The organism is Verrucomicrobiia bacterium, assembly GCA_019634625.1.
Taxonomy (GTDB): Bacteria; Verrucomicrobiota; Verrucomicrobiia; order Limisphaerales; family CAIMTB01; genus CAIMTB01.
Window position 1 is genome coordinate 36,101 of record JAHCBA010000019.1, and the last position, 11,134, is coordinate 47,234.

Annotated in this window: 9 protein-coding genes; all 9 read right to left on the reverse strand. The window is 66.1% G+C overall.

Going from position 1 to position 11,134, the window contains the following annotated elements; translation table 11 throughout:
• Positions 1 to 7: 7 nt before the first annotated feature.
• Positions 8 to 652, reverse strand: coding sequence for a sigma-70 family RNA polymerase sigma factor (locus KF833_12735; GenBank protein ID MBX3746163.1), 645 nt, complete (start codon positions 650 to 652; stop codon positions 8 to 10).
• 293 nt (positions 653 to 945) lie between these two features.
• Positions 946 to 2,130 carry a CofH family radical SAM protein gene (locus tag KF833_12740; GenBank protein ID MBX3746164.1) on the reverse strand — a complete coding sequence of 395 codons (1,185 nt, stop codon included), beginning with the start codon at positions 2,128 to 2,130 and terminating at the stop codon, positions 946 to 948.
• A gap of 21 nt (positions 2,131 to 2,151) precedes the next feature.
• Positions 2,152 to 2,451: an HPr family phosphocarrier protein gene (locus KF833_12745; GenBank protein MBX3746165.1), complete on the reverse strand. Its 300-nt coding sequence runs from the start codon at positions 2,449 to 2,451 to the stop codon at positions 2,152 to 2,154.
• A 308-nt stretch (positions 2,452 to 2,759) separates the two neighbouring features.
• Positions 2,760 to 4,355, reverse strand: a complete 1,596-nt coding sequence (locus KF833_12750) for a hypothetical protein (GenBank protein ID MBX3746166.1) — start codon at positions 4,353 to 4,355, stop codon at positions 2,760 to 2,762.
• A gap of 121 nt (positions 4,356 to 4,476) precedes the next feature.
• Positions 4,477 to 4,842: a helix-turn-helix transcriptional regulator gene (locus tag KF833_12755; protein ID MBX3746167.1), complete on the reverse strand. Its 366-nt coding sequence runs from the start codon at positions 4,840 to 4,842 to the stop codon at positions 4,477 to 4,479.
• Positions 4,843 to 4,956: 114 nt separating this feature from the next.
• Positions 4,957 to 5,733, reverse strand: a complete 777-nt coding sequence (gene pstB, locus KF833_12760; protein MBX3746168.1) for a phosphate ABC transporter ATP-binding protein — start codon at positions 5,731 to 5,733, stop codon at positions 4,957 to 4,959.
• 70 nt (positions 5,734 to 5,803) lie between these two features.
• Positions 5,804 to 7,483 carry a phosphate ABC transporter permease PstA gene (gene pstA / locus KF833_12765; GenBank protein MBX3746169.1) on the reverse strand — a complete coding sequence of 560 codons (1,680 nt, stop codon included), beginning with the start codon at positions 7,481 to 7,483 and terminating at the stop codon, positions 5,804 to 5,806.
• Positions 7,480 to 9,741 (reverse strand): ABC transporter permease subunit, encoded by a 2,262-nt coding sequence (locus tag KF833_12770; protein ID MBX3746170.1) that lies wholly within the window; start codon positions 9,739 to 9,741, stop codon positions 7,480 to 7,482. The genes pstA and KF833_12770 overlap by 4 nt, the downstream gene beginning before the upstream one ends.
• A complete protein-coding gene (locus tag KF833_12775; protein MBX3746171.1) occupies positions 9,738 to 10,691 on the reverse strand; it encodes a phosphate ABC transporter substrate-binding protein in 954 nt (317 codons plus the stop codon). The genes KF833_12770 and KF833_12775 overlap by 4 nt, the downstream gene beginning before the upstream one ends.
• Positions 10,692 to 11,134 lie beyond the last annotated feature (443 nt).

An 11,134-nucleotide genomic window follows, 5' to 3' on the forward strand; every position in this document is an offset into this window, starting at 1 on the left:
GCGGCGCTCAAGATTCCCGGGCGCCGCGTTGAAGGTCCCGCTCGATGGCATCGAGTTCGGCCCGCAGCATCCGGCCGACGCGATGCCGCACCACGTACACCGAGGGCGGCAGGATGCGGAAGAACCGGGCCACCTTGGTCACCGGCCATTCCTCGACGATGAGAAGCTGAAAAATCTGGAGATCGCGCGGATTCACCTTCCGCTTCAGCCGTTCGAGGGCGACATGAATCAACTGGCGCCGGGCATCCGCCTCGAGGCTCTCCTCGATGTCGTCCGGCGCAGCGATGCGCTGGACCAACGGATCCTTGCCGGTGGTGGGATCGCCGATCGGCTCCATGACCAGTCGCCCGCGCTCCCGGATCTTGTCTTCGGTCCGCCACCGGGCGAGTTGATAGAGCCAGCGCCGGAAGGAACCGGACCGGGACGCCGGTTGGAAGCCGTGTATCGTCTCGGCGATGCGCTTGAAAACCTCCTGCGCCACCTCCTCCGCCTCGGCGTCTGTCAGGCCCCGCTTCCGCGCCAACCCCCGGACCGCTCGTTCGTAGGTCCGGTAAAACTGGTTCCAGCTCTCGGCATCATCCAAGTCCCGGAGCCGCACCAACAGGCTGGCGCGCGTCTGAAGCGAATCGTCGCCGGTGACTGTTCGTTCCATGGCTCGGCGTGGCTTCGGTTCGGGTTTGAGATGTCAGATCCGTCGGGTGTCCAAGCGCTTTCTGCCAGTCCCGTCCCCCGCACACAACCCCCAACTGAACCTCGGCTCGAACCCCCGTGCATCCCGGAGTTGTGGGTGAGGAGCCAGCCAATCGGAGGGACGAGCTCTGCGAGTCCTCATCCCAACGCTCCACACCCTTGCGGCCTCGTGGAACCCGGCCCTCCGAAGCGCCGCCTGGCGGAGTTCGCACCTCTCCCCACAACTCCCGGATGCACCGCTCGAACCCCGACCCTTCACCCGGCCGGCACCAACCGGTACCAGTTGTCCCGCTGGCGGGGTTCGTAGCCGAGGTCTCGAATCAGCCGTGTCATGTCCGCCACGCCCATGCGGTGCGTCGTCCCCGCCGCGCTGACGACGTTCTCCTCGATCATGATGCTGCCCAGGTCGTTGGCACCGTAGGTCAGGGCCACCTGCCCGATCTCCTGCCCCTGCGTCACCCAGGAACTCTGTACCGACGGGACGTTGTCCAGGTAGATCCGGGCCAGGGCCTGCATCCGCAGGTACTCGTGCGCCCCCACGGTCGGCGCCTTCAGCACCGCGTTGTCCGGCTGAAAGGTCCACGCGATGAACGCCGTGAACGCCCCGCCCCGCAGCGTTCCCTGCTCCAGGGAACGACCGTAGGCCGCCGCCCGCGCCATCGGGGTGTTCCCCTCCAGGTCCAACCGCCCCAGCGACGCATCCTGCTGGGCGCGGACAACCTCAAGGTGCCGCACCCGATCCTCCAACGTCTCCACATGCCCGAACATCATCGTCGCCGTGCTCGCCAGACCGAGCCGATGGGCGGAATCCATCACGCCCATCCAGTCCGCCGTCATCGCCTTCAGGGGCGCAATCCGTTTGCGGACCGAATCCACCAGGATCTCCCCACCCCCGCCGGGAACACTTCCCAGCCCGGCGCCCACAAAGTCCGTCAGCACCCTCTCCACCGGCTCTCCGAAGAACTCCGAGAAGGCAATGAACTCGCTCGGGCTGAACCCATGGATGTTGAACCCCGGAAACCGGTCCCGCACATGGCCGAGCAAATCCAGGTACCACTGTTTGGTGAGCTTCGGGTGATGCCCCCCCTGAAGCAGGATCTGCGTTCCCCCGAGAGCGATCGTCTCCTCGATCTTCCGATCCAGTTCCTCCAGCCCGATCACATACGAATCGGCGTCCTTCTCCGTCCGCCAGAACGCGCAGAACTTGCAATACACATTGCAGACGTTCGTGTAGTTGACGTTGCGGTCCACAATGTAGGTGACCACCTCGTCGCCCCTGCCCCCATGCAGCCCGTGCCGCACCAGGTGCCGCCGGCGCTGCGCCAGTGCGCCGAGTTCCTCGAGGGGCAGCGTTGCCAGCGCCAACGCCTCCTCCGTCCCGATCCGGGCACCGTCCCAAACACGCTGGCTCAGGTCATCGAGCGAGATCTCTTCCGCCACGGCGCCGAGGATAGCAGCCCGCTATTCCTCGTCGAACTTTCTCACCGTCACCAACTCCTCCAGCGCCCGCAACGCATCCTGGGCATCCTCCCCGGAAGCCATCAGCCGCAACCGGCTCCCCGGCCCCGCCGCCAGCATCATCAACCCCATGATGCTCTTCCCGTTGATCCGCTCGCCGTCCTTCTCCACCAGGATCTCGCTGTGAAACCGGCTCGCAATCCGCACGAACATCGCCGCCGGGCGGGCATGGATGCCCAGACGATTGGCCACCACAAGGTCCCGAACCGTCGTCAACGTGCTGTTGGTGCTCCGCCCTCCCATGCCGGGAGGGAGGATGTTGCGCCGCCACACTTCTTGACCAGACAAAACACGCCGCGGCCGGCAGGTCCGGTGCGTCCCGGAGTCATGGGTGAGGAGGGCGCGAATCGGAGGGACGAGCTCCGCGAGTCCTCAACCCAACGCTCCACACCGTTGCGGCCCCATGGAACCTGGCCCTCCGGGGCAACGCTTCGCGACGTTCACCTCTCCCTACGACTCCGGTAACCTCGGCGGCATGTTCCGTGCCCACCGATCTGCCGACGGCGAATCGTCCATTCCGTTGACACCCCCTGACCGTCCCGCGACGCCTCCTAGAACGTCACCTGTGCCGTGTTCGAACAGGTCAAACCCTCGCAGACCTGATACGTGTAGGAACCTCCCCCCACGGCGTTGAGGTTGTCGGTGTAGGAACCGGTGTTGGGAATGCTCCCCACCGTCACCCCGTTCCGGATCAGCGTGACATGCGTCGCCGAAGCCCCGCTCCAGTTCAGGTCCACGCTCTGTCGCCCGCGCACCTTGTACCCCACAGCCGTCAGCGTGATGCCGCTCGGCGGGGGTGGCGCCTCCACGGTGATGTCCACCGAGGCACTCCCAGTCAGATTGCCCGAGTCCGTCACCGACGCCGTGATGGTGTGGAGGCCCGCATCGAGCGATCGCGAAAACCCGCCGCCCGCTCCGATCTCTCCCTGAACGCTCGATGTCCACTGCAGCAACCCCGAAAGATTGCCGTCTTCAGGATCCATGGCGCTGCCCGAGAAGGTGATGATGGCGTTGTAAGCAAAGACCCCGCCGTCCCCGGGACTCTGGATTCCCACCACCGGAGGATCGTTCTCCTCTACCGGCGGATCATCGTCCCCCCCCGGATCGCACCCGGTCGTGTTGTCCACCGTCACACCGAATCGCGCCAGCACGGGCCCGATCGGATTGGCGATGGTGCTTACGGAACTGCCGGCAAACAGCAGCCCCACCGGAGAGCGGCTTTCATCCTGGGTCACAATCAGCGAGCCCGAATCCCCGCCGGCGCTGAAGGCCCCCGGCGTGATGATGATCTGGCCGACGAAGGTGGCCAGCTTCACACATCGAACCGGCCCCCGCAGTTCGTAGCAGACGTTCACCGTGGCGTTGATCCCGTCCACCGTCCCAAATGTCCTCCCGGTGGTCCGCCCATACTTCTGCACTGCCATCCCCAACGAGGCCGCCACCGGAACTGTCCCGGGCGCCCCATACCCGTCCCCCGGAGTGTGCGACCCGACATCGGAACAGTCTGCGTACGCGATCGCCGCATCCATGACGTTGTTCGCGCCCCCGAACAGGATGGGCTCGAAGTCGAACAACCAGCCGATCCTGTCCGTCGGCCACACCCCGCCGTCGTACGGACCCGGCTGCAGCACAATGTCCCCATCGTCCAGAATCCACGGATCCCCGACGGACGCATTGTTGCTGTTGGCAAACACATGGTTGTTGCTCAGCGCGTACAGGTTTCCTTCGCTGTCCACCACCCGGCAGCCCAGGGTCCCCGCCGTGATCTGACGGTGTCCCGTCGAGACCCCGATCGGCACCGGACGCGTCCAGATGTCTCGTGGCGAACTGTCCAGACGCGCCACGAACATCCCGGTCACCTCGGCCCGTACCGGCAATCCCTCGACGCGCGCAGGAATCCCGCCCACCCCGGGAAACTCCGTGAAGACCCGGATCTCAGGCTGTCCTTGAACGTCGAGTCCCACCGCCGTCCCCACCACCCCGGGCAACCGCATCAGCGCCGGGGTGTTCCGGTTCTGTGCCTGGATCGCCGCCTGCACGGCCGCAGGATTCGCCGCCGCCGCACCGGCAAGCCCGCCCATCCACACCAGTCCGACGGCCATCCAGACAGCGATGCCGCCCCTCCAGGAAAGAAGATTCGATTTCATAATGTTCAGGATTCGCCAACGTCAACGGCAGTGGGGCCGTGCGCACCGTGCCTTCAGGGATGTTGGGAAAGTCCCGGGCGCCTCCCCCGAAGTCAAGTCCCCATTCTTTCACCTCTTCAACTCACCTCCTGCATTGGCGACGGCAAAGCTCGACCGGATCCACCTTCAGAATCCGTGCCAGCGCCCGCTCATCCTCAGCCACGCGCGCCTCCTCCCCCGCAGCCTGGAAGATCCACTTCAAGGCCGACCGAACCCGCGCCGGTGCGTCGCCTCCCGCAAGCGAGTAATACACCCACCGCCCCTCTTTCCGCATCTGCACCAGCCCGGCCTGATGCAGCACGGCCAGATGCCGCGACACCGTGGACCCGGCGAGCCCAAGCAGTTCGATGACCTGGCACGCGCACAACTCGCCACCCCGCAACGCCAGCAACGCCCGGACCCGGCTCTCGTCCGCCAGCGCCCCGGTGATGTTCATCAATTCCCGCATGGCGACGCGTGTTTCGTCATAACGCGAAACAGGAAAACCCCTGTCGAACACACCGTCAACCTCCGCCGGTCTCCCGGATCCGGCCCTCCGAGAATGCGTCGATGCACCGCGGCGTCAGCCGAACCGCCCGGTGACGTAGGCCTCCGTCTGCCGATGACGCGGGTTGGAGAAGATCTGCCGCGTCTCGCCGAACTCGACCAGTCGCCCGAGGTAGAAGAAGGCGGTGCGGTCCGAGATCCGCGCCGCCTGCTGCATGTTGTGCGTCACCGCCAGGATCGTGTAGTCCCGCTTCAGGTTCAGGATGAGCTCCTCGATCCGCGCCGTGGCCAGTGGATCCAACGCCGAACAGGGCTCGTCCATCAGCAGGATCTCCGGCTCGTTGGCGATGGCCCGTGCAATGCACAACCGCTGCTGCTGCCCGCCGGACAACTCCAGCGCGCTGGCGTGCAGACGGTCCTTGACCTCGTCCCACAACGCCGCCGCCCGCAGGCTCCGCTCGGCCACCGCATCCAGTTCCCCGCGGTCCCGTACCCCGGCCACCCGCAGGCTGTACACGACGTTCTCGTAGATGCTCTTCGGGAAGGGGTTCGACTTCTGGAACACCATCCCGATCCGCCGTCGCAGGGCGATCACCTCGGTCCGCGGATGATACACGCTCTCGCCCCGGATCCGGATGTCGCCCCGGTGTCGCACGCCTTCGATCAGATCGTTCATCCGGTTCAGGCTTCGCAGCAGCGTGGTCTTGCCGCAGCCCGACGGCCCGATGAACGCGGTCACCTGCCGGTCCACAACCTGCAGGTCGATCCCGTGCAGAACCTGAACCGCCCCATAGAAGAAGTCGTAACTCTCGATCTCGATGCACGGCACATCCTCCAGTCCGTGCCGGTTCAGCGCCCCGGAGCCCGGATTCTCCGGCGGGTTCGGTGGGACGGTCTCGCTCACGATGGACGGTCTTTCCGGTTCAAAACGCGCTGCCGCGATACCTTCGCGTCAGCCGCCCGCGAATGACAATGGCGGTGAAGTTCAAAACCACCACCACCAGGATGAGCAGCAGGGTGGTGGCGAACACCATGGGCCGCGCCGCCTCCGAATCGGGCGACTGAAACCCCAGATCGTAAATGTGGAACCCGAGATGCATGAACTTCTGATCCAGATGCACGAAGGGAAAACGCCCGCTCAACGGCAGATCGGGCGCCAGCTTCACAACGCCCACAAGCATCAGCGGCGCCACCTCCCCCGCCCCGCGCGCCATCGCCAGGATCAGCCCGGTCAGAATTCCGGGCGTCGCCGCCGGCAGCACGATCCGCTGGAGGGTCTGCCACTTCGATGCCCCGCACGCCAGCGAACCCTCCCGCGCCCCCCTCGGCACCGCCGCCAGCGCCTCTTCCGTCGCCACAATCACCACCGGCACGGTCAACAAGGCCAGCGTCAGCGACGCCCAAAGGATCCCCCCCGTCCCGAAGGTGGGTGTCGGCAGCCGGTCCGAAAACAGAAGCTGGTCGATCGTGCCGCCGGCCAGGTACACGAAGAACCCCAGTCCAAAGACTCCGAACACCACCGAGGGCACCCCGGCCAGGTTGTTCACCGCGATCCGCACCCAGCCCACCAACGGCCCCCGCGAGGCGTACTCCCCCAGGTAAAGGGCCGCCACCACGCCAAACGGCATCACCGCCACGCTCATCAGCAGCGTCATGATGAACGTGCCGAAGATCGCCGGAAAGATCCCCCCGCCGGTGTTTGCTTCCCGCGGTTCCTCGCTGAGAAACTCCCAGGCCCGATGCAGAAACCGCGTCACACGCCCTCCGAAGTCGAGCCGGTTCGGAGCGTAGTACCCCCGCAACTGCCCCAGCTCGAGGGTCTGCTCTGATCCCGTCAGCAGCCGGTACACCAGCCGGTTCTGCCCGACCCGGTCCCGCAACTCCCGCGCCTCCGCCGCCAGCCGTTCGTACGCGTCCTCCAGGTCGCTCTGACGCTCCCGCCACCTGCGCACCTCCGCATTCTCCACGGCATCCCCCCCGTGCCGCAGCGACCACGCCGCCAGCCGACGCCGCAGCCGTTCCATCTCCCCGCTGACCGCCCCGATCTCGTCCTTTTCCAAACGCCGGATCCGTCGCCGATCCCGTTCCACCGCCTCGAGTCGGTTCTCGAGAACCTCCCAGAAGTTCGCGGCGCCAGCAGGCACGGTCTCGCCTCCGGCGCCCTCCAACCGCACCGGATACCCGAATACGGGCCCATGCGCCTGCCGTTCCCATCGCCACACATCGAGGGGGTGCTCCATCCGCACCACCCGGGCGCCATCCACAAAACGAAACGCCAGCCCGTACACCTCCCGGCTGCCCGTGAACACGTGCCACTCCTCCCCCGCCCCGCCCCGCCCCGTCTGCCCCGGACCCACCCTCGCCTGGCGCCGGACGATCTCCCCTCCCAGTTGCTCCATTCCCGCCGCCTCCACCGCCTCCCCGTCTTCCATCAGCGTGATCGTCACCACCCGGCGGGGCCAAAACGCCAGAACCCCCTGCACCCCCACCAGCCCCAGCAACAGCAGAATCATCGCCACCCCGGCCATCAGTCCCATGGCTGACACCCACACCCAAACTTCACCCACCGGGCTTCCCGACCTGCGTTCCACCGAGGTCTTCATACCAGTCGGTACCGCTCCCGCAGCCGCTGCCGCAGCAACTCCGCCACGGTGTTCATCAGGAAGGTCATCAGGAACAGGACCATCGCCCCCAGAAACAGGGTCCGGTACAGGGTTCCCCCATGCGGCGCCTCCGGCAGTTCCACCGCCAGGTTCGCCGAAAGCGCCCGCATTCCCGAAAACGGGTTCCACTCCAGGATCGGCGTGTTCCCCGTCGCCATCACCACAATCATCGTTTCCCCCACCGCCCGGCCCAGCCCGATCATCAGCGCCGCAAAAATCCCCGCCGACGCCGTCGGCACCACGATCCTCATCGCCGTCTGCCATCGACTCGCTCCCAGCGCCAGGGAACCGCTCCACAACGTCGCCGGAACGCTCGAAAGCGCATCCTCCGCAATCGAGAAGACGATCGGAATCACGGCGAATCCCATGGCGAACCCAACCACCATCGCATTGCGCTGCTCGAACGCCGCCCCCACCGCCTCCGGCCACCAAAGCCGGAAATCGGCCAAAGCCTCGCCCGTGACCGGATCGCTCACCACAAACCACCATCGCTCGATCACCGGTCCCAAGGCCGAGCACCCCCACGCCACCCCGGCGAGTAGCGGCGCCAATACCGCAATCTCACGCCCCGAACACAGCCGCGCCCGGTATCGGGCTGGCAGGCTCTCCAGTCCCTTTCCCATCGCCACGGCCACCGCCGGAATCCCCACCAGCATCAACAGCACCGAAGGCACCCGCGTCTCCAGCAAGGGCGCGAGCCAGAATGCCGCCAGGAACCCCAGCACGACCGACGGCAGGGCGGCCATGATCTCCATCACCGGTTTGATCGTCTGCCGCAGTCCCGGCGGCGCAAATTGCGAGGTGTACAATGCCGCCAGCAACGCGATCGGTGTCGCGAACAGCATCGCGTACAGCGTCCCCTTCGCCGTCCCCATCAACAGCGGCACCAACGACAGCTTGGGCTCGTACTCGTCCGATCCCCCCGTGGACTGCCAGACATGCCCGGACCCATCCGCCCCCTCGTACCACAACCTTCCAAACATCCCCCTCCAGCCCGCCTCCGGATGCGGATCCCTCAGCGCGTGGAGATGCAGACGATGTTCGGCATCCAGGAAGACCAGCCGGTCATACCGCCCACCCACCCGCGCCAGCACCGGCTCGAACGGCAGCGTCGCCTCCCAACGCACCGCTTCCGTCGTGCCGTACCGAAGACTCGCCCGGTCCCCATGCCCCACCAGGAACGCCTTGTTCCGCGGGCTCGACACAACATATGCGGCGCGCCCCGCCAGCGCCGGAAAGGTCTTCGTCCAGCCGAACTCCCGCTGCTGACGCTCGGGCTCCACGTACAAGCTGAACAACCGGTTCTCCCCGTTCCTCCCGGTCACGATCAGCGTGGCATCCCCGAACAGGAATTCCATCGATCCAATTCCCGGGTCGGCCAGATCGCCAAAAGGCCGGAACGTCTGCCGCAACCCGAATCCCCCGCCTTCCCGCAGAAGATAGAAGACTTCGCCCTCATCGTTCGACACCACCATCCCCTCTCCCTGCCCATCGACGAGCACCCGATCCAGCCGTCCTCGCGTCCTCGCGGAAAGGTCATGCTCCTCCTGAATCTCCATCGTCACCTCGCCAAACAGGGTCCGCTCCTGCACCACGCTGACCGCATGCAGCTCGGTGCGACCCTCCACCTCCTTAATCGCCGCCATGAGCCTGGATTCGCCCCCGTCCCCGTACCCCAACGCCCGCACCGCAGATCCCGCCGGCCCCACCCGTCCCCATGGAGTCGCCCGCGCTGTCAGCCGCGCCTCGCGCCGTTCCCCGACCCACACCGGTTCATTGGAAAAGGTCACGACGGACCACCGCCCGTCCTCCGTGCCCACCGCCAGTTCCTGCCGCGCCGCCCGGAAATGGAGGGCCGTGATCTCTCCGCCGTCCCCCCATCCCGGATCCACTGCCTCCACGCCGCCCCCCCCGGCGAAATCCACCGACCAGATCCGACCTGTACCCTCGACCAGAAACGGCCGCTCGCCGTTGTCGTCCAAGCCCAGCACCCGGTAGTCCCCTGGGGGCACGGAAACCGAACCCAGCGCCTCCACCCGGGCCCCGCCGAACAAAGGCAACGCCTGCCACAGGATGAACAGAAAGATCCCCAGCACGACGGTGATCACCGCCATCCCGCCCACCGGAATGAACCGGTTCATGAACCCGTCCATCCACAAGACCGACCTCGACGCCGTCCATCGCCTCCCGGTCTTCATGGCGTCAGCTTCCCCAGTTCCCCGGCCGCCACCGACGCCGGCAACGGATAGTACCCCTCCTTCACCACCGCCTCCTGCCCCTGCCGTGACTGCATGAATCGGATGAACTCCGCCGTCAGCGTGTCCATTGGCTGACCGGGACGCCGGTTGACATGCACATGGAGAAACCGCGCCAGGGGGTACCGCCCGGAAAGACAGTTCTCCACCGTGGCCTCGTACGCCGTTGAATCCCGGCCCGACAACGCCACCGCCCGCACCCCGGACGTCCGGTAGCCGATCCCCGCATACCCGATCCCGGCCAGATCGTTGGCGATCCCCTGCACCACCGCCGAGGACCCCGGTTGCTCCTTGACCGACGCCCGGAAATCCCCGCCGCGAAGGGCCGCGTCCTTGAAGAATCCGTACGTGCCGGACGCGCTGTTCCGCCCATACAGGGACAGTCGAAGCCGCGCCCATCCGCCGCCCAGCCCCAAGTCCCCCCAACGTTCGATTGCGCCCCCGCCTGCCTTGCGCGTGCTCGAAAAGATGCTGTCCAACTGCTGCCGGCTCAACGATCCGATCGGATTATCCCGGTGCACAAACACCGCCAGCGCATCGATCGCCACCCGGATCTCCGTCGGCCGGTAGCCGTGCCTTCGCTCGAACGCCTCCACCTCCGTCCCCTTCATCGCCCGGCTCATCGGCCCCACCTGCGCCGTCCCCTCGATCAAGGCCGGCGGCGCCGTCGAGGACCCCTTCCCCTCGATCTGGATCTTCACATTCGGATACACCGCCTGAAACCCCTCCGCCCACAACGCCATCAGGTTGTTCAACGTGTCCGACCCGATCGACGTCAACGTCCCCGACACCCCCGCCACCCGTTCATAGTCCGGCAACGCGGGATCCAACCTCGCAGGCGGCTGGGCCTTCAGCCCCATCGTCGCCATCACAGCCACCACGACCACCCCCATCCACCCGCCCCGAACCCGGTCACGTCGAAATCCCCGCGTCCTGATCCGGACACGTTTCCTCCTCCGGTCCCAGTCCTCTCCTCGCGTCGTCATGATCCAAACCGCCACCCGTCAGCACGCCCGCCGCACGTCACAGCCCCGCGACCGTTCCGTGACGTTCAGGTGAACCACCCCCCCCAACCAAGACCGAATGCGTACCGCCCGTTCCCCGATCGTCGGTGCCCCTCTGAGTTTACAATGGCCGGCATAATATAATTGACCGGACCTCCCCAACGAGACGAGTGGCTCCTGTTATTGTTGACTCCTATTTTATACGGCCAGGCATTGTATTGTATTGTTGACGACCAGCGACACGAAATCATCCACCGCGCCTGGTCGGGATTCGTGGGATGGAGGGTGCCGGGTTGCAGGGGTTGCAGTGAAATCGCGGCGTCAATAACAGT